Annotated in this window: 21 protein-coding genes; 20 read left to right on the top strand and 1 reads right to left on the bottom strand. The window is 36.6% G+C overall.

What is annotated here, in order from left to right; genetic code table 11:
- Nucleotides 1-19: 19 nt before the first annotated feature.
- From rpsA to JFU23_RS23285, 3 genes are all read left to right on the top strand, one after another.
- A complete protein-coding gene (rpsA, locus tag JFU23_RS23275; RefSeq protein ID WP_201032796.1) occupies nucleotides 20-1,168 on the top strand; it encodes a 30S ribosomal protein S1 in 1,149 nt (382 codons plus the stop codon).
- Between the two features lie 12 nt (nucleotides 1,169-1,180).
- Nucleotides 1,181-2,230 carry a type 2 isopentenyl-diphosphate Delta-isomerase gene (fni, locus tag JFU23_RS23280; protein ID WP_201032797.1) on the top strand — a complete coding sequence of 350 codons (1,050 nt, stop codon included), beginning with the start codon at nucleotides 1,181-1,183 and terminating at the stop codon, nucleotides 2,228-2,230.
- Nucleotides 2,231-2,480: 250 nt separating this feature from the next.
- A complete protein-coding gene (locus JFU23_RS23285) occupies nucleotides 2,481-3,269 on the top strand; it encodes a hypothetical protein (protein WP_201032798.1) in 789 nt (262 codons plus the stop codon).
- Between the two features lie 126 nt (nucleotides 3,270-3,395).
- On the opposite strand, the gene JFU23_RS23290 is transcribed toward JFU23_RS23285, so the two are convergent.
- Nucleotides 3,396-3,530 (bottom strand): YpzI family protein, encoded by a 135-nt coding sequence (locus tag JFU23_RS23290; RefSeq protein WP_000513901.1) that lies wholly within the window; start codon nucleotides 3,528-3,530, stop codon nucleotides 3,396-3,398.
- A gap of 117 nt (nucleotides 3,531-3,647) precedes the next feature.
- On the opposite strand from JFU23_RS23290, the gene JFU23_RS23295 reads away from it, so the two are divergent.
- The 17 genes from JFU23_RS23295 (at nucleotide 3,648) to aroB (ending at nucleotide 18,260) form a co-directional block, all read left to right on the top strand.
- Nucleotides 3,648-4,259 carry a YphA family membrane protein gene (locus tag JFU23_RS23295; protein WP_201032799.1) on the top strand — a complete coding sequence of 204 codons (612 nt, stop codon included), beginning with the start codon at nucleotides 3,648-3,650 and terminating at the stop codon, nucleotides 4,257-4,259.
- The gene (locus JFU23_RS23300; protein WP_201032800.1) at nucleotides 4,252-5,145 is read left to right on the top strand and encodes a YIEGIA family protein; all 894 of its coding nucleotides are present in this window, start codon (nucleotides 4,252-4,254) and stop codon (nucleotides 5,143-5,145) included. The genes JFU23_RS23295 and JFU23_RS23300 overlap by 8 nt, the downstream gene beginning before the upstream one ends.
- The gene (locus JFU23_RS23305) at nucleotides 5,142-5,327 is read left to right on the top strand and encodes a capping complex subunit for YIEGIA (protein WP_002086624.1); all 186 of its coding nucleotides are present in this window, start codon (nucleotides 5,142-5,144) and stop codon (nucleotides 5,325-5,327) included. The genes JFU23_RS23300 and JFU23_RS23305 overlap by 4 nt, the downstream gene beginning before the upstream one ends.
- A 124-nt stretch (nucleotides 5,328-5,451) precedes the next feature.
- Nucleotides 5,452-6,762, top strand: coding sequence for a ribosome biogenesis GTPase Der (gene der / locus JFU23_RS23310; protein ID WP_002011811.1), 1,311 nt, complete (start codon nucleotides 5,452-5,454; stop codon nucleotides 6,760-6,762).
- 18 nt (nucleotides 6,763-6,780) lie between these two features.
- Nucleotides 6,781-7,803, top strand: coding sequence for an NAD(P)H-dependent glycerol-3-phosphate dehydrogenase (locus tag JFU23_RS23315; RefSeq protein WP_002011813.1), 1,023 nt, complete (start codon nucleotides 6,781-6,783; stop codon nucleotides 7,801-7,803).
- Between the two features lie 116 nt (nucleotides 7,804-7,919).
- Nucleotides 7,920-8,171 (top strand): stage VI sporulation protein F, encoded by a 252-nt coding sequence (locus JFU23_RS23320; protein WP_000369753.1) that lies wholly within the window; start codon nucleotides 7,920-7,922, stop codon nucleotides 8,169-8,171.
- 227 nt (nucleotides 8,172-8,398) lie between these two features.
- The gene (locus JFU23_RS23325; protein ID WP_002011815.1) at nucleotides 8,399-8,602 is read left to right on the top strand and encodes a DUF2768 domain-containing protein; all 204 of its coding nucleotides are present in this window, start codon (nucleotides 8,399-8,401) and stop codon (nucleotides 8,600-8,602) included.
- Nucleotides 8,603-8,667: 65 nt separating this feature from the next.
- On the top strand, nucleotides 8,668-9,381 hold the full coding sequence (locus JFU23_RS23330; protein WP_002126422.1) for a hypothetical protein: 714 nt from the start codon (nucleotides 8,668-8,670) through the stop codon (nucleotides 9,379-9,381).
- A 242-nt stretch (nucleotides 9,382-9,623) separates the two neighbouring features.
- Nucleotides 9,624-11,102, top strand: a complete 1,479-nt coding sequence (gene spoIVA, locus JFU23_RS23335; RefSeq protein WP_000416521.1) for a stage IV sporulation protein A — start codon at nucleotides 9,624-9,626, stop codon at nucleotides 11,100-11,102.
- A 298-nt stretch (nucleotides 11,103-11,400) separates the two neighbouring features.
- The gene (locus JFU23_RS23340; protein WP_001043860.1) at nucleotides 11,401-11,673 is read left to right on the top strand and encodes an HU family DNA-binding protein; all 273 of its coding nucleotides are present in this window, start codon (nucleotides 11,401-11,403) and stop codon (nucleotides 11,671-11,673) included.
- A gap of 121 nt (nucleotides 11,674-11,794) precedes the next feature.
- On the top strand, nucleotides 11,795-12,364 hold the full coding sequence (folE, locus tag JFU23_RS23345) for a GTP cyclohydrolase I FolE (protein ID WP_002011819.1): 570 nt from the start codon (nucleotides 11,795-11,797) through the stop codon (nucleotides 12,362-12,364).
- Nucleotides 12,365-12,635: 271 nt separating this feature from the next.
- Nucleotides 12,636-13,388 (top strand): heptaprenyl diphosphate synthase component 1, encoded by a 753-nt coding sequence (locus tag JFU23_RS23350; protein WP_002030763.1) that lies wholly within the window; start codon nucleotides 12,636-12,638, stop codon nucleotides 13,386-13,388.
- 29 nt (nucleotides 13,389-13,417) lie between these two features.
- Nucleotides 13,418-14,131, top strand: a complete 714-nt coding sequence (gene menG, locus JFU23_RS23355; RefSeq protein WP_002086620.1) for a 2-heptaprenyl-1,4-naphthoquinone methyltransferase — start codon at nucleotides 13,418-13,420, stop codon at nucleotides 14,129-14,131.
- 38 nt (nucleotides 14,132-14,169) lie between these two features.
- Nucleotides 14,170-15,132, top strand: a complete 963-nt coding sequence (gene hepT, locus JFU23_RS23360) for a heptaprenyl diphosphate synthase component II (RefSeq protein WP_085310087.1) — start codon at nucleotides 14,170-14,172, stop codon at nucleotides 15,130-15,132.
- 124 nt (nucleotides 15,133-15,256) lie between these two features.
- Entirely contained in the window at nucleotides 15,257-15,703 is a 447-nt protein-coding gene (ndk, locus tag JFU23_RS23365) for a nucleoside-diphosphate kinase (RefSeq protein WP_000415879.1), read from the top strand.
- 299 nt (nucleotides 15,704-16,002) lie between these two features.
- Nucleotides 16,003-17,175: a chorismate synthase gene (gene aroC / locus JFU23_RS23370; protein ID WP_085310089.1), complete on the top strand. Its 1,173-nt coding sequence runs from the start codon at nucleotides 16,003-16,005 to the stop codon at nucleotides 17,173-17,175.
- A complete protein-coding gene (gene aroB, locus JFU23_RS23375) occupies nucleotides 17,175-18,260 on the top strand; it encodes a 3-dehydroquinate synthase (protein WP_201032801.1) in 1,086 nt (361 codons plus the stop codon). The genes aroC and aroB overlap by 1 nt, the downstream gene beginning before the upstream one ends.
- Nucleotides 18,261-18,336: the final 76 nt, after the last annotated feature.

An 18,336-nucleotide genomic window follows, 5' to 3' on the forward strand; every position in this document is an offset into this window, starting at 1 on the left:
TCTGTAGGGAGGTATTTCCATGGTAGAGAAAATGAATGAAGAAGTTATGAATTCAAAAGAATTACAAGTTGGTGACGTTGTTACAGGTTCTGTAACGAAAGTTGAAGAGAAACAAGTTCTTGTAAATGTTGGATACAAAACAGATGGCGTAATTCCGATTAGTGAATTAGCTAACGTTCATATTGAAAAAGCAAGCGATGTTGTAGAATTAGATCAAACACTTGAATTGAAAATTATTAAATTAGAAGATGATGATCTTGTTTTATCTAAGAGAGCTGTTGACGCAGAAAAAGCGTGGGTAGAATTACAAGGAAAATTTAATTCTGGTCATGTATTTGATGTTACTGTAAAAGATATCGTGAATGGTGGGTTAGTTGTGGACCTTGGTGTTCGTGGTTTTATCCCAGCTTCACTTGTAGAAGTACATTATGTAGAAGACTTTGCTGACTATAAAGGAAAAACATTAGCGGTGAAAATTGTTGAATTAGACCGTGAAAAAAATCGTGTTATTCTTTCACATAAAGCGGTAGTAGAACTAGAACTGGATTCTAAGAAAAAAGAAGCAATCTCTTCGTTAAAAGAAGGGGATATTGTTGAAGGAACAGTACAACGATTAACGGATTTTGGTGCTTTCGTTAACGTTGGTGGTGTGGACGGTTTAGTTCACATTTCACAAATTTCACACGAACGTGTAGAGCAACCTTCTGAGGTATTAGAGCAAGGTCAAAAGGTAAAGGTAAAAGTGTTATCTGTTGATGCTGATACGCAACGTATTTCTTTATCAATTAAAGCAGCTCAGCCAGGACCTTGGGAAAATGTTGCTGGCGAAATAAAAGCTGGAGATATTCGTGAGGGAGTAGTAAAACGCCTTGTTACATTCGGTGCGTTTGTTGAAATTTTACCTGGTGTTGAAGGGCTTGTACATGTATCTCAAATTGCAAATCGTCACGTGAAAAATCCAAATGAAGTATTGGAAATGGGACAAGAAGTAAAAGTGAAAGTACTTGAAGTCCATGTAGCAGAAAAACGTATTTCTTTAAGCATAAAAGAAACGCTTGAAGAAAATAATGTAACAGAAGATTATAGCCAATATGAGCCAAATGCTGATTCGGCTACTTTCCAGTTAAGTGATATTATTGGTGAACAACTGAAAAAATTAAAGAAATAAAGAGGGGTACAAGTGGTAAGGGCAAAACGTAAATTAGATCATATTGAATATGCTCTTTCTACTGGTCAGTCTCGTACGCATGGCTTTCATGATATTGATTTTGTGCATCAAAGCTTGCCAAATTCAAGTTATGACACTATAACATGTGAAACAAAAATCGGCGAACTTTCACTAAGTTCGCCGATTTTTATCAATGCGATGACTGGTGGTGGAGGAGAGCAAACATTACATATTAATGAGCAATTAGCATATGTAGCGAAACATCATAACCTTGCTATGGCTGTAGGTTCGCAAATGGCAGCTTTAAAAGATGAAAGTGAAGCGGCTTCGTATAAAGTTGTTAGGAAAGTAAATCCGAATGGGATTTTTTTCGCAAACTTAGGAAGTGAGGCAACTGTCGAACAGGCAGAGCGTGCCGTTGATATGATTGAGGCGAATGCACTGCAAATTCATTTAAATGTCATACAGGAGTTAACGATGCCAGAAGGAGACCGTGATTTTACTGGTGTACTTCAGCGGATTGAGAAAATAGTTTCAAAAAGTAAAGTACCTGTCATCGTAAAAGAAGTCGGTTTTGGAATGAGTAAGGAAACAGTACAACAGTTAGCGAATATAGGTATAACAGCAATTGATATTGGCGGACAAGGTGGTACGAATTTTGCTGCTGTTGAAAATGAAAGAAGACAGCGAATGCTTTCTTATTTTAATAACTGGGGCATACAAACAGCTACCTCGATTATTGAAGCAACCTCTACAAATAATAACCTCTCTTTTATTGCATCTGGGGGTATACAAACAGCACTTGACGTGGCGAAGGCAATCGCATTAGGGGCTAATACAACTGCGTTTGCTGGATACTTTTTATGTATTTTAATGCAAGATGGTGTTGAGAATTTAGTGGATGAAATTGATCTTTTACATACAGATTTAAAATTTATTATGACAGCTCTTGGCGTGAAGACGATAGAAGAGTTACAATCTGTACCTCTTGTTGTAAAAGGTGAAACGTATCATTGGTTAGCGCAGCGAGGGATTGACACTGGACATTATAGTAGGCGATAAAAAATCAACCATCCGGTTGATTTTTTTGCGTTTTATTTTCGTAAAATGAAGAGGGAAGGCGAGAAATTTTCATTCTATATAATTCTATAAATGGAAAAAGAGAGAGTTTTCATTATGATAAAAGTATATATAAATATCATACAGAAAAGCTAAAATTGAAAAAAAGGGGTTATAAAAATGAAGAAATGTAGAAAATATGTTGCTGAATTATTGGAGGATTCTCACTTTTGCCATGTTTGTGGAGAGAAACATGGCAAAAGTAAGAAAGTATTCCTCTCTATATAGCTGGTTAGCGATAAAACAAGATAAGAGATTGCTATTTAAGAGTCAAAAGAAACAAGGGAAAATTTACGATAATTTTGGGGATGAGGATGTTAATAAAAAAGGAGATAATGTATCTTCAAATAGTAAAAATTCAATAGGACGCATTACATATAATAGTGAATATTTTAACATCCATGTACGAAATATAAGAGAAGATACAGCGGTTTCTGGATATAATAAAAAGGTTGAAATTTCATTAACTTCAAATGTAAGAGAAGGAGATTCTAGTTCAACAACAGCGCAATCAGCAATTAAAACGGCGAATATTGCAATCGCAGTCGGGAATAAATTGTATAGGAATCCAACGGTGAATGCAGGAAGTGGAATAGAAGCACTAATTTTGCCAAGGGAATTAGGAGAAGACAAAAATCCATCGGAAGATTCGCATGTAATTTATTATTTTAATATACCAAATGAAGTGAGTTTAAGTAATGCTGAAGTAGTATTGCTTTCTGACCAAGGAAATACCATTGTGAGTAGGGAAATTAAAGGAGAAAAAGAAGATATTGTAGGTGCGGAAAAAGAGGTTGAGCGAAAGTTAAATGAGATAGGAGAGACGGATTATGTACGTGTAGAGGTAAAGAGTAAAGATCCTTCTCTACATACGTATTATGTTATTACATATTCTAAAAAACCAACAGGTGTAGTTACGATTGATGCCTCGTTGAGTGATAGGGTTTATAATGCGAAAACAAAAAAATTATATTACGAGTAGAAATAAATAAAATAATTGTGTAAAAAGACGGTTTCGTACAATATCGAAACCGTCTTTTTGTATTGCCTATTTGAGGGCAGCTTGATTGGTGTGGGCTAATAATCCCCCACTGAAGTTTCACTTTATTTAATGCTGATTCTGCTTTCGAGCTTGCTCCGGTGTATCAAGACTTGTTGCACCGGGATATTGAAGTGATTGGTCGCGATCAGATTCAACGCGGCGTGATTCTCTTAGCTTTCGTTCTTGGCGATCTTTACCCATTGTGAGTTACACCTCCTTATTAAAAGTTTTGCTGTTATGAGAAAAACTATGCACAAAGAAAAGGAGGATTAACTTTCATAAAAAGTTCCCATAATGGAAATCATAGGAGGTGAAATGATGGATGGGAGTACTTTTTATTTTGTTGCTTGGATAGGGTGGATTGTCGTGACCTTTTTTATGAAAAAGGAATCTATTCGTTGGAAGATAAGTGCTTGTATATTAATTCTTATTATTTGTTCTCCGTTAAATGTGACGATTGCTTCTTTCGCAATATCGGTAAATGCCCTTTTGCTTTGTATTATTTCTTTTGTAGGTATCGCGTTATATTCTATTTGGAAAAAATTATATACCTTACTTTCGGCACTTATTATTGCAATGTTATATACAAGCTTTCATTTGTTAGAAGTATATGATCCAATTTGGATTGTGGTTGATAGGTTGTTGCTGTTAAGTGGTGCACTTGTGTATGCATCGGTTTTATTGCACGGGGATCGCATATTACGATTATGCTCCTTATATATAGGGATGTTACAAGGAGAATTATTGGTGACGCTGATTTTTCGTAAATTACATTTTCCTTATGAATACGGCAGTTTAGCTTTTTTAGATGTTGCTGCTGTTTCCACTTTATTTATGGCGATTTTACTTTGGATTACAAAGGCATCGGTATATATGGAACAATTTAAGAGGAAAACACGTAAAAGAAAGGCGAGGGTAATACATGACTGAATATACACCAGCTATTTTATGTGGCGTAATTGCAGGTACAATAACTAGGTTGTTAATGCTTCGTACCGATACGAGGCAATATCCGACGAGGCTTCACGGGAAAATTATTCATATCGCGATGGGATTAATTGCGGCTGCCTTAGGAGCAATTGCGATTCCGTCTGTTTTGAAAAAAGATTTCTCTGCAATTACATTTCTTACGTTAGCAGCGACGCAATTTCGTGATGTGCGCAATATGGAAAGAAATACACTTCAACAATTAGATGGATATGAGCTCGTACCACGTGGTAATACATACATTGAAGGAATTGCATTAGTATTTGAAAGTCGTAACTACTTGGCGATGTTAACGTCGTTTGTAACAACGTTTGCGTATATAGGATTCGATTCATGGATTGCCGGGGTAATTACTAGTATAGTAAGTTTTTTCGTTGCGAAAAAATTAATGTCAGGTAAAAGACTTCATGACCTTGTAGAAATAGAGCACGTTCCACTTCGTTTTGAAGGAGCGGGACTTTATATTGATAATATTTACATTATGAATATTGGATTGCCAGCAAGGCAAGAAGAAATTATGAAATATGGAATGGGATTTATTTTAAAACCGAAATCGATAGATGCGATGGTTACAATCTCAAACTTAGGACAACGGCAAGCTATTTTACATGATGTTTCGGTTGCTTTAGGAATATATAGAGATTCTGGAACGCCGGCACTTGTACCGTTAGCGAAGCGTGATTTAGAGGATGGGAGAGTTGGGATTTTTGTTCTGCCGCAAGATCAAGATGCAGAAAAAGCGATAGGGGTAATCGGAAATGTACCAACATTAGAGAGTGCTGTTCATATGTCATCAGAAGCTCCGAAAGGAAGGGGAGATAAGAGATGATGTTAGAAAGTGTTATTCTCGCAGTCATTACAACAACGCCAGAGAAATTTGCAGGTGGTGCCCCTTTATTTATTTGCGAGTCGACAGAGGAACTGGAATTTGTTGCAAATAATTTAGAGGCTATTTTAGATGGTATTGCACATCGCTTACAAGATAATGTATATATTATTGTGAAACATTAGTAACGTGTGGTATAATGTGAGGTGTTTTGATACGTTGAGAAATATTCTGGAATGCAAATCCCTTCTTGCACAAAGAAGGGTTTTTTACATAATAAACAGAAGCAAGTTGAAAGGATGAAAGTATATGCCGAAACCAGTAATAGCGATAGTAGGCCGCCCGAACGTAGGGAAATCTACTATTTTCAATAGAATTGTTGGAGAAAGAGTTTCAATCGTAGAAGATATACCAGGTATAACGCGAGACCGTATTTATAGTGCGGGAGAATGGTTAAATCATGAGTTTAACATTATTGATACAGGTGGAATTGATATTGGAGACGAGCCGTTCTTGACACAAATTCGTCAACAGGCGGAAGTAGCGATTGATGAAGCAGATGTTATCATTTTTATGACGAATGGTCGCGATGGTGTAACTGCAGCAGATGAAGAAGTTGCTAAAATTTTATACCGTTCTAAAAAACCAATTGTACTTGCGGTAAATAAGGTTGATAATCCCGACATGCGTAGTGATATTTATGATTTTTATGCATTAGGATTTGGCGAGCCATTCCCGATTTCAGGTACACACGGTTTAGGACTTGGTGATTTGTTAGATGAAGCTGCAAATCATTTTCCAAAGATTGAAGAAGAAGCGTATGACGATGAAACAATCCGTTTCTCTTTAATTGGACGTCCAAACGTAGGGAAATCATCACTTGTAAATGCACTTCTTGGTCAAGAACGTGTAATTGTAAGTAATATAGCGGGAACGACACGTGATGCTGTTGATACACCATATAGTAAAGATGATCAAGATTATGTAATCATCGATACAGCTGGTATGCGTAAAAAAGGGAAAGTATACGAAAGTACAGAAAAGTATAGTGTACTTCGTGCACTTAGAGCGATTGAACGTTCTGACGTTGTTTTAGTCGTTTTAGACGGAGAAGAAGGAATTATTGAGCAAGATAAAAAAATCGCTGGATATGCTCATGATTCAGGACGAGCTGTTATTATCGTTGTAAACAAATGGGATGCAGTGAAAAAAGATGAAAAAACAATGAAAGCATTTGAAGAAAACATCCGTGCTCATTTCCAATTTTTAGAGTATGCACCGATTGTATTCTTATCTGCGAAAACGAAAAAGCGTACACAAACGTTATTACCGGTTATCAATGAGGTAAATGAAAGCCATAGCATCCGTGTACAAACGAATGTATTAAATGATGTAATTATGGATGCGGTAGCGATGAATCCAACGCCGACACATAATGGTAGCCGTCTGAAAATCTTCTATGCGACACAGGTTGCGGTAAAACCACCAACATTTGTTATATTTGTAAACGATACAGAATTAATGCACTTTTCATATGAGCGCTTCTTAAAGAACCGTTTACGTGAAGCGTTCGGTTTTGTAGGAACGCCGATTCACATTATCGCTAGAGCAAGAGACTAATGGAGAGGATGTGATTTTATGACAAAAATCACAGTAATAGGAGCAGGTAGCTGGGGAACAGCGTTAGCGATGGTATTAGCTGACAATGGGCATGATGTACGTATTTGGGGAAACCGTCCTGAACTCATGAATGAAATTAATACGAAGCGTGAGAACAGTAGATATCTTCCAGGGATTACATTGCCAAGCACAATCGTAGCCTACTCTTCTTTAGAAGAAGCATTAGTAGATGTAAATACAGTACTGCTAGTAGTACCGACGAAAGCGTACCGAGACGTATTGCAAGAGATGAAAGAAATTGTTACAGAGCCAATTACTTGGATTCATGCAAGTAAAGGAATCGAACCAGGTACGTCAAAACGTATTTCGGAAGTGATTGAGGAAGAAATTCCAGAGAGCTTGATTAAGGATGTTGTTGTACTATCTGGGCCGAGTCACGCTGAAGAAGTTGGATTGCGTCAAGCGACAACTGTTACGTCTGCAGCAAAGCGTATGGAAGCGGCTGAGGGAGTACAAGATTTGTTTATGAATAGCTATTTCCGTGTATATACAAACCCAGATATCGTTGGAGTTGAACTTGGTGGTGCTTTAAAAAATATTATTGCACTAGCTGCGGGGATATCTGACGGGCTTGGATTAGGTGATAATGCGAAAGCGGCATTAATGACACGTGGTTTAACAGAGATTGCTCGTTTAGGAAGAAAAATGGGCGGAAATCCGTTAACGTTTGCTGGTCTAACTGGTATGGGAGACTTAATTGTAACTTGTACAAGTGTGCATAGCCGAAATTGGCGCGCTGGAAATATGCTTGGAAAAGGGCACTCTTTAGAAGAAGTGCTAGAAAGTATGGGTATGGTTGTAGAAGGTGTAAGAACAACGAAAGCTGCTCATGAATTGGCAGAGAAAATGGAAGTTGAAATGCCGATTACAGCTGCTTTATATGACGTGCTGTTCAATGGGAATAATGTGAAAGATGCAGTAGGCTCATTGATGGGACGTGTTCGAAAACATGAAGTTGAAGCGATACCTGATTTGTTATAAAGAAAGCGGTAGAAGTACATTTCGTACTTCTACCGTTTTTTATTTTTTATGGGTCTTTTCACCAATTTTTCATCTCTGCATAGGATGAAGAGTAACTTGAGGAGAGGGTGAAAAGAATGGATAACAACATTTTTAATAACATTGAAAAAGAAGCGAAAGTGAACAAAGAAGATATTTTTAAATTAGCGTCGTCTGTTCAAAATGCGAACTTACGTGATGAGACAGTGCTTCGCCAATTGATTCATCAAGTTGCTCTAATGGCAGGACGCGAAGTGCCGAAAGAGCAAGAGGATCAAATTGTAAAAGCGATTATTAACAATAATATGCCGGCGGATTTTGGTTCGTTAAGTAAAATGTTTAAAAAATAAATTATGAGAAACAAAGAGTTTAGAGAATGCATATGATAGTTATGAAAGAATGGGAATAGAGCTGTTAAGGGCATATTTGGTCAACCGAAGCGCATCATTTCGTGCTTCGGTTTTATTATTTTAAATAAAAATCATCAATTCACGGAAAAATGATGATTTTTATTTGTTTAAAGATTTTAATTTGTTAAAATAGTATAAAAATAGATTGAAAGTAAAGGGGTGTATATATGTCGGAAGGACTTATGAAAATGTGGTTTGCTTTAGGGGCAATTGGATTTATGTTTCTTGCAGTAAGTTTTATTTTATTGAGTAGGCATAAAATGAAGAATAAATTTTTGAAAGGGATTACAGCTTTAGTAGCGTACACCCTCATGATTGTATCGGGAATTGTTATTTTCCTTGTTGTATTTAGTGGCCCTATTGAGCAATAAAGGATGTGTAGTCGGTAAATGTTACAAAAGCAACAGTCCATACTAGCATGAAAAGGTGATTGTCAGTGAAAAAAATCCATATTATTTTAATATTTTGTTGCATGAGCATTTTAACAGGGTGTATGTATCCAAGAGAAAATATGAAACAAAGTGCTATTCCTTATGAAGACCAGTTGCAAGTTGTGCAAAAAGCCATTAATACATATAAGGAGCAAACGGATGGTTTATTACCAATTAAGACGCGTGATATGAGTACGCCGATTTATCAGAAGTATCCAATTGATTTTCAAAAAATTGCTCCAAGGTACATACAAGAGGCGCCAGGGAATGCGTATGAAAGTGGTGGGGTATATCAATATGTATTAATAGATGTTGAAAAAAATCCGACAGTAAAGTTAATTGATGTGAGAATGGCGGAACAAATTCAAGAAGTGGCATTGAAGCTAAGGATGTATCGTGATGAACATCAATATCCACCTTTTAAAAAAGTGATTACAGATGGTGTTTATGAATTAGACTTCAAAAAACTAGGATATAAAGATGTACCACAAGTGACAAGTCCGTACTCAGGAAAAGGTCTCCCTCTTGTAATTAATGAAAAAGGAGAATTGTTTGTTGATTATAGAATCGACTTATATGAAGCGTTGAAAAAAAATGAAGGACAATTTAAAGAAGGTGAAGATATCCGGAGTATACTATCGAAGGATTCCCCGTTTGTTCCTGCATATTCTTTGCCGTACACAGTAAAAAATGGAGAACCAATTTTTTTAAAATCATAAGTCATGAACCTTTCTTTTAGTGAATAAGTTCTAGAAGAAAGGTTTTTTATGTTATACAACTTGCGATGCAAACAAAAGGTATTTTTAAATAGTCATATGAAATTGGACAAAATTATATGATATATTGTCCGAACTTCTAGAATACCATTATATTATATCAGATATTATAGGCAACATTAGAGAAGGTATTAGTTGACTATAAACGTGGAATTATTCCCAAAAATATTGAGGGAGGGAATCACTTGGAAAAGGTAGATATTTTTAAAGATATTGCGGAACGCACAGGCGGTGATATTTATTTTGGAGTTGTAGGAGCTGTTCGAACAGGGAAATCAACATTTATTAAAAAATTTATGGAACTTGTTGTTATTCCCAATATTGAAAATGAGTCAGACCGTCAAAGAGCGCAGGATGAACTGCCTCAAAGTGCTGCTGGTCGTACAATAATGACGACGGAACCGAAGTTTGTTCCAAACCAAGCGGTTTCTATCGAAGTAGATGAAGGTCTTGAAGTGAATATTCGATTAGTAGATTGTGTTGGATATACGGTTCCAGGAGCAAAAGGCTATGAAGATGAGAATGGTCCGCGCATGATTAATACTCCTTGGTATGAAGAGCCTATTCCATTCCATGAAGCTGCAGAAATCGGAACACGTAAAGTAATTCAAGAGCATTCAACAATTGGTGTCGTTATTACAACAGATGGAACAATTGGTGAAATTCCAAGAAGAGATTATATAGAGGCAGAAGAACGCGTTGTAAATGAGTTAAAAGAAGTAGGAAAGCCTTTCATTATGATTATCAATACTGTACAGCCATACCATCCAGATACGGAGCAGTTACGTCAAAGTTTATCAGAAGAATATGATATCCCAGTAATTGCGATGAGTGTAGAGAGTTTAAGAGAAACAGATGTGTATAACGTACTGCGAGAAGCATTATTCGAGTTCCCGGTTTTAGAAGTGAATGTAAACCTTCCGAGCTGGGTAATGGTGCTAAATGAAGGGCATTGGTTACGCCAAAGTTATCAGGAAGCGGTTCAAGAGACTGTAAAGGATATAAAACGTCTTCGTGATGTGGACCGTGTCGTTTGGCAGTTTAGTCAATATGAATTTATTGATCGAGCAAGTCTAGCTGGCATCGATATGGGGCAAGGTGTGGCAGAGATTGATTTATATGCGCCAGATGAATTGTATGATCAAATTTTAAAAGAAGTAGTAGGAGTAGAGATTCGAGGGAAAGATCATTTATTAAAGCTTATGCTCGATTTATCTCATGCGAAAACAGAGTATGACCAAGTGGCGGATGCCCTGCGGATGGTAAAACAAACCGGATATGGAGTAGCAGCGCCTGCATTAGCTGATATGAGCTTAGATGAACCGGAAATTATTCGTCACGGCTCAAGGTTCGGTGTTAAATTAAAAGCGGTTGCGCCGTCTATTCATATGATTAAAGTGGATGTAGAATCAACATTTGAACCAATTATCGGTACTGAAAAACAAAGTGAAGAACTAGTTCGTTACTTGATGCAAGATTTTGAAGATGACCCGCTATCAATTTGGAATTCTGATATATTTGGGCGCTCTCTTAGCTCTATTGTTAGAGAAGGAATTCAAGCGAAGTTATCTCTAATGCCAGAAAACGCTCGTTATAAATTAAAAGAAACGCTAGAAAGAATTATTAATGAAGGATCTGGCGGATTAATTGCGATTATATTATAAGAAAAAAATCCCTCTAATTGCAGAGGGATTTTTTTCTTTTTGAGTACGTAATAGAAAAATAAACAGTCATTATCTAATATTTTGTTGTAAATTGTCAAGTTTCATCAGAATTTCACATTTTTAGAGTAACAATTTCCTTAAAAATATTGAATTATAAAGGAGAATCGTATAATATAGGCGTTGATAATGATTTATCTACATCTTTGTAGTATAGAATTTGTAAAAATTGCCTACAAATGAAAGTAAGACTCATTTTATGATCATTATACAGTCTTATCTTTGGGAGGAGGTGAATGGCATGAACAAGACAGATTTAATCAATGCTGTTGCAGAAGCAAGTTCCCTTTCTAAAAAGGACGCAACAAAAGCAGTGGACGCTGTTTTTGATTCTATCTTAGAAGCTTTAAAACAAGGTGATAAAGTACAACTAATCGGATTCGGTAACTTCGAAGTTCGTGAGCGTGCGGCTCGTAAAGGTCGTAACCCACAAACAGGTGAGGAGATTGAAATCGCTGCAAGTAAAGTACCTGCATTCAAACCTGGTAAAGCGTTAAAAGATGCGGTTAAATAATCCTTACATATTAACAGGGAAGAAGAGTTTCCTTTTTGGAAACTCTTCTTTTTGCTTTTAAAAACATAAATATGCTAGAATGTGTTCGTATCACTTTTAGGTTTTTCGGGAGGGCTAGCGGATGGCAAAAGTTAATTTAGAACAAATTGAACATGCAGTACGTCTTATTTTAGAGGCAATCGGAGATGACCCAAATCGCGAGGGAGTACTTGATACACCGAAACGTGTTGCGAAAATGTACGCAGAAGTATTCTCAGGAATGCATGAGGATCCGAAAGAGCATTTACACAAAGTATTCGGAGAAGACCACGAAGAGCTTGTGCTAGTAAAAGATATACCATTCTATTCGATGTGTGAGCATCATCTTGTTCCGTTTTATGGAGTTGCTCACGTTGCATATATTCCGCAAGGTGGAAAAGTAACGGGACTAAGTAAATTAGCTCGTACTGTAGACACAATTGCGCGTCGTCCGCAACTACAAGAACGTATTACATCAACAGTAGCTAACTCTATTATGGAAGTACTAGAGCCGCATGGTGTAATGGTAGTAGTAGAAGCAGAGCATATGTGTATGACGATGCGTGGTGTGAAAAAGCCTGGTGCGAAAACAGTAACGACTGCAGTGCGCGGCGTGTTAGAAAATGATGCAGCAGCACGTAGTGAAATTTTATCGTTTATTAAGACGAATTAAAGAAGAGCGGGAAACTGCTTTTCTTTTTTTTATATACAAAAAAATGATATAGTTTTAATGTTAAAGAGCAAGAATATAAAGGTTGAAAATTACTTCTGCCTTTTGTGTAAATGAATGTTTGTAGTTGTTAGAGACGAAGATAACTTGTATGAATAAAAGTTGAGGCTTTATTCGGTGGCAGTTTGGCAGAAGTAGCCAAGTTTTGATTATAGAAAATAGAATGTATGTGTTATAATAAATTTTATGAATTAGAAAACAAGGGTGATTTTTTGTGTGTGACATCTACGGAGGGTATGCGGGTATTAAAGAGAAATTGATGGAGAAATTACGCCATCCTTATTTTATAAACTATATTGAAGAACCATTTATTGATGAAGAAAAAATAGCGCTGTTATACGGTGCATTAAAAAGTGCAAATATACATAAAGAACAAATTGATCATTATGTCGTAACGATTATGCTTGTACAAATTGCTCTTGATACACATGAAAAAGTATCAAATAAAGCAAACGAAGAGACGAGTGGATTCCATAAGCGTCGTCAATTGACAGTTCTTGCAGGGGATTATTATAGTGGTCTATACTATTACTTATTGTCAATGAATTGTGATATTATCTTAATTCGTGCACTTGCTGAAGGAATTAAGGAGATTAATGAACATAAAATTATGCTGTATCAAAAAGCACATGTGACGATTCAAGACATAATGGAAAGTGTAGTAATAATTGAATCTGCGCTTTTGCAAAAAACATGTGATCATTTTCAGTTATCTAATTGGAAACCATATATAACTTATGTGTTAGGAAAAAATCGTCTTCAAAAAGAGTGTCAATTGTATGCTGATAAACAAAATTCACCTGTTTTTCAAGCAGTCCAAAAAATCTCATTGGATGATGATAAAAATTTGGAAACAGTTATTAATGAATGGCTTATGGAAATGAGAAAGCAAGAAGAAAATTTTTTAGAGAATCATACAGAAGTTAATGAGATAATTTCTATGTTAAGAGATAAATCAAGGACATAAGCAACTTTACATTGGAAGAAGGTACGAGCATGCAACAATCAAAAGAAGAAAGAGTACATGACGTATTTGAGAAAATTTCTGATAAATACGATGTGATGAATTCTGTAATTAGTTTTCAAAGGCATAAGGCATGGCGCAAAGAAACGATGCGAATTATGGATGTGAAACCCGGGAGTAAGGCACTTGATGTATGCTGCGGGACGGCAGATTGGACAATTGCACTAGCGGGAGCTGTAGGTGAAGATGGGAAGGTTTACGGTTTAGACTTTAGCGAAAATATGCTAGCTGTCGGTAAACAAAAGGTAGAAGCTTTAGAATTAAAGCAAGTAGAACTTATGCATGGAAATGCAATGGAACTTCCTTATGAAGATAATACGTTTGATTATGTAACGATTGGTTTTGGGTTACGTAACGTTCCGGATTACATGCAAGTATTAAAAGAAATGACGCGTGTAGTAAAGCCTGGTGGAAAAGTAATTTGCCTAGAAACATCTCAACCAACGATGATAGGTTTTCGTCAAGGATATGTCTTATACTTTAAATATATCATGCCGTTATTTGGAAAGATGTTTGCGAAAAGTTATAAAGAATATTCATGGCTTCAGGAATCTGCTAGTACATTCCCAGGGATGAAAGAGTTAGCACGTATGTTTGAAGAAGCTGGGCTTAAGAATGTGCAAGTGAAACCATTTACTTTTGGTGTAGCAGCTATGCATTTAGGTATTAAACCAGAATCAAAATAGAAAATAGAAAAAAGACGTTTTAGGTTAAGGTGAACAATATGAAGTTACAACTTATGTACTCTTTTTTACGATCGGATATTAATGTTATAGAAAAAGAATTGAAGAAGACAGTTGCTTCTGAGCAGCCGTTAGTAGAAGAAGCGGCATTACAGCTTATTGAAGCAGGTGGGAAGCGGATTCGCCCTGTTTTTGTTTTGCTTGCAGGGAAATTTGGGGATTATAAGTTAGATGCAATTAAGCATGTTGCGGTTGCATTAGAACTAATTCATATGGCTTCGCTTGTTCACGATGATGTCATTGATGCTGCGTTTTTACGACGCGGTAGCGCAACAGTGAATGCGAAATGGGGAGATCGTATTGCAATGTATACAGGAGACTACTTGTTTGCGAAGTCTCTTGAATGTATAACAAATATAGAACTTCCAGATGCACATCAAGCGTTGTCTCATACAATTTTAGAAGTTTGTAAAGGTGAAATCGAACAAATTAAAGATAAGTATAACTATGATCAAAATTTAAGAACGTATTTAAGAAGGATAAAACGAAAAACAGCATTGTTAATCGCCGCAAGTTGTCAGTTGGGAGCGATTGCTGCTGGTGCTAATCGTGATACTGTAAATCGTCTATTTTGGTACGGATATTTTGTTGGTATGTCTTATCAAATTATTGATGATATTTTAGATTTCGTATCGACAGAAGAGAAGCTTGGAAAGCCTGCTGGTGGTGATTTATTACAAGGTAACATTACATTACCTGTTTTGTATGCCATGGAAGATCCAGTTCTTCGTCAAAAAATTACATCTGTGCATGAAAATACAACAGCAAGTGAAATGAAAGAAATTATTGATGATATTAAAGCGAGCGAAGCTATTGATAAAGCATTTTCGTTTAGTGAACGTTATTTACATAAAGCATTAGAAATAATAAAACCACTCCCTCGTGGACAGGCGAAGTATGCGTTGCAAAATGTCGCAAAGTATATTGGAAAACGAAAATTTTAGTGTTTTGTCTAAAAAATAAAATAATCTCTCTATTTCAAAACTATTGCGCAATTGTGATAAGGGTGTTAATATGTGTGTGGGGATATACAATTACATACATAATTAAGAAGTGGAGAGATTTTTTATGGAAAAAACATTTCTAATGGTAAAACCAGACGGTGTACAACGTGCCTTCATTGGGGAAATTGTAGCTCGTTTTGAGAAAAAGGGCTTTCAATTAGTTGGTGCAAAATTAATGCAAGTTACTCCGGAAATTGCTGAACAACACTACGGTGAGCATAAAGAAAGACCTTTCTTTGGTGAATTAGTAGACTTTATTACATCTGGTCCTGTATTCGCAATGGTATGGCAAGGTGAAGGTGTAGTAGATACAGCACGCAATATGATGGGTAAAACACGACCACATGAAGCTGCTCCTGGAACAATTCGTGGAGATTTCGGTGTAACTGTTGCGAAAAACATTATCCACGGTTCGGATTCTTTAGAAAGTGCAGAACGCGAGATTGCTATTTTCTTTAAGGAAGAAGAATTAGTAGACTACTCAAAATTAATGAATCAATGGATTTACTAATTATTTTGAAATAATTTGTAAACGCTTTAATAACTGTGATAATAGTAAAAAGTGTGAGAAGAATAGGGGTATTCTTCTTGCACTTTTTTATTTCGATCAGTTACGAAGTTAGGGCTGTTATGATATATTGGTATGTAAAGTAAAAGGTCTACTATTATGAAAATAATCGAACAATTACAAGTAGGGAAAGCAAACATTCGATTTACTATATAATTTCTTTGTATTTTAAAGAGTGATGGAAGATAATATAGCTGCTTTATGTAGCGGGATAAATACATATGCGAAAAGAGGAATAACGTATGCGATATATTACAGCTGGTGAATCCCACGGTCCGCAACTTACGACAATTTTAGAAGGTGTTCCGGCAGGGTTATCTTTAGTAGCGAATGATATAAATGAAGAATTAGCTAGAAGACAAAAAGGATATGGACGCGGTAGACGCATGCAAATTGAGAAAGACCAAGTGCAAATTGTAAGTGGTGTTAGGCATGGGGAGACGATGGGGTCACCGATTGCACTTGTTGTTGAAAATCGTGATTTTACACATTGGACAAAGGTTATGGGTGCAGAGCCGTTAACTGAGCAGGAAGAGAAAGAAATGAAAAGGCAAGTTACGAAACCTAGACCTGGACACGCAGATTTAAATGGTGCGATTAAATATGGTCATAGAGATATGAGGAATGTATTAGAGCGTTCTTCAGCACGTGAAACGACAGTTCGTGTTGCAGCTGGTGCAGTTGCAAAAAAAATATTAGCGGAATTAGGTATACAAGTAGCGGGACATGTTATCGAGATTGGTGGTGTACAGGCAGCAAATATTAAATATAACTCTATTGTGGAATTACAAAGTACTACAGAAGCATCTCCTGTACGTTGTTTAGATGAAGAGGCCGGTAAAAAGATGATGCAAGCAATTGATGATGCGAAGGCAAATGGTGATTCTATCGGTGGTATTGTTGAAGTAGTTGTAGAAGGAATGCCAATTGGAGTAGGTAGCTATGTACATTATGATAGAAAATTAGATGCAAAATTAGCAGCGGCAATTATGAGTATTAACGCTTTTAAAGGTGTTGAAATTGGAATTGGTTTTGAAGCAGCGCATAGACCTGGAAGTGAAGTGCATGATGAAATCCTATGGGATGAAGTGCAAGGGTACAGAAGAAAAACGAACAATGCAGGTGGATTAGAAGGTGGCATGACAACTGGTATGCCGGTTGTTGTGCGCGGTGTTATGAAACCGATACCGACATTATATAAACCGCTTCAAAGTGTTGATATTGATACGAAAGAACCTTTTACAGCGAGTATTGAACGTTCAGATAGTTGTGCAGTGCCAGCAGCTAGCGTTGTGGCTGAAGCAGTTGTGGCTTGGGAGCTCGCAACAGCTTTAATTGAACAATTTGGATTAGATCGTATCGATCTTATACGTGAAAATATTGAGAAACATAATGAATATGCGAGGGGATTTTAATGGAGAACATACATATTCAAACGAAATCAAAAGAATATGATGTACATGTTGGAAGGGAGGCGTTGTCACACTTAACAACGCTTATTCAAAAAATGAATCCTGCAGTATCTAACATAATGATCATTTCTGATGAAGCTGTTGCATCACTGCATTTACAGACAGTTGTTGATGCATTGCAAGTAGAGCAAAAAGTATTTTCGTTTGTTGTACCGAGTGGCGAAAAAGAGAAGTCTTTTGAAAATTTCTATGAGGCTCACACTTCGGCTCTTGAAAATAAATTAGATAGAAATTCTTTAATCATCGCACTTGGAGGCGGAATGATTGGAGATTTGGCTGGATTTGTTGCCGCGTCGTTTATGCGTGGTATTCGCTTTGTCCAAGTTCCAACGACTTTATTAGCTCACGATAGCGCAGTAGGCGGGAAAGTAGCAATTAACCATCCACTAGGAAAAAATATGATTGGAGCGTTTCATCAGCCAGAAGCTGTTGTATATCATACGCCATTTTTACATTCACTTCCTGAAAAAGAGTGGCGATCAGGTTATGCAGAAGTGATAAAGCATGCTCTTATTGGTGATGTAGAGCTATATCATTGGTTAAAAGAAGAAGTGCAAACGTTAACGGATCTTCGTGATGAAAAGTTAATTCATATATTAACGAAGGCGATTCCTGTGAAAGCGAATATTGTGTCGCAAGACGAAACAGAAAAAGGTGTACGTGCCCATTTGAATTTTGGGCATACGTTAGGACATGCTCTTGAAAAAGAGTTAGGATATGGGAATATTACTCACGGTGATGGAGTAGCGGTTGGCATGCTATTTGCCATGTTTTTAAGTGAGAAAGTGTACAAAGTTGATCTTTCTTATGAAGAAATGAAGCAGTGGTTCTTGAAATACGGTTATCCAAAAATGCCAAGTGACTTGAATATAGAACGTCTCGTTCAGTTGATGAAACAAGATAAAAAAGCAAATGCTGGAACAATTCATATGGTGCTTATGCAGGAATATGGGGTAGTGAATGTCGTATCTATTTCAGATGAGACTGTTCATATTGCGTTAGAAGCATTTCAAAAGGATATGGTGTGAAAAAGTTGTAGAATAGGTATGAAATGCATATTTAAAGGTATTCTCGTAATGGTGACGGTTATGATTAAAGATGACA

The organism is Bacillus sp. TH50, from assembly GCF_016650565.1.
Taxonomy (GTDB): domain Bacteria; phylum Bacillota; class Bacilli; order Bacillales; family Bacillaceae_G; genus Bacillus_A; species Bacillus_A mycoides.

Excerpts from the sequence above, each read along its gene's own strand:
- aroC (WP_085310089.1), top strand. The coding sequence starts at position 16,003 with ATGCGATATATTACAGCTGGTGAATCCCACGGTCCGCAACTTACGACA.
- JFU23_RS23320 (WP_000369753.1), top strand. The coding sequence starts at position 7,920 with ATGGATAACAACATTTTTAATAACATTGAAAAAGAAGCGAAAGTGAAC.
- JFU23_RS23290 (WP_000513901.1), bottom strand. The coding sequence starts at position 3,530 with ATGGGTAAAGATCGCCAAGAACGAAAGCTAAGAGAATCACGCCGCGTT.
- hepT (WP_085310087.1), top strand. The coding sequence starts at position 14,170 with ATGAAGTTACAACTTATGTACTCTTTTTTACGATCGGATATTAATGTT.
- JFU23_RS23305 (WP_002086624.1), top strand. The coding sequence starts at position 5,142 with ATGATGTTAGAAAGTGTTATTCTCGCAGTCATTACAACAACGCCAGAG.
- JFU23_RS23340 (WP_001043860.1), top strand. The coding sequence starts at position 11,401 with ATGAACAAGACAGATTTAATCAATGCTGTTGCAGAAGCAAGTTCCCTT.
- rpsA (WP_201032796.1), top strand. The coding sequence starts at position 20 with ATGGTAGAGAAAATGAATGAAGAAGTTATGAATTCAAAAGAATTACAA.
- folE (WP_002011819.1), top strand. The coding sequence starts at position 11,795 with ATGGCAAAAGTTAATTTAGAACAAATTGAACATGCAGTACGTCTTATT.
- JFU23_RS23315 (WP_002011813.1), top strand. The coding sequence starts at position 6,781 with ATGACAAAAATCACAGTAATAGGAGCAGGTAGCTGGGGAACAGCGTTA.
- der (WP_002011811.1), top strand. The coding sequence starts at position 5,452 with ATGCCGAAACCAGTAATAGCGATAGTAGGCCGCCCGAACGTAGGGAAA.
- aroB (WP_201032801.1), top strand. The coding sequence starts at position 17,175 with ATGGAGAACATACATATTCAAACGAAATCAAAAGAATATGATGTACAT.
- ndk (WP_000415879.1), top strand. The coding sequence starts at position 15,257 with ATGGAAAAAACATTTCTAATGGTAAAACCAGACGGTGTACAACGTGCC.
- JFU23_RS23285 (WP_201032798.1), top strand. The coding sequence starts at position 2,481 with ATGGCAAAAGTAAGAAAGTATTCCTCTCTATATAGCTGGTTAGCGATA.
- JFU23_RS23295 (WP_201032799.1), top strand. The coding sequence starts at position 3,648 with ATGGATGGGAGTACTTTTTATTTTGTTGCTTGGATAGGGTGGATTGTC.
- JFU23_RS23325 (WP_002011815.1), top strand. The coding sequence starts at position 8,399 with ATGTCGGAAGGACTTATGAAAATGTGGTTTGCTTTAGGGGCAATTGGA.
- JFU23_RS23300 (WP_201032800.1), top strand. The coding sequence starts at position 4,252 with ATGACTGAATATACACCAGCTATTTTATGTGGCGTAATTGCAGGTACA.
- menG (WP_002086620.1), top strand. The coding sequence starts at position 13,418 with ATGCAACAATCAAAAGAAGAAAGAGTACATGACGTATTTGAGAAAATT.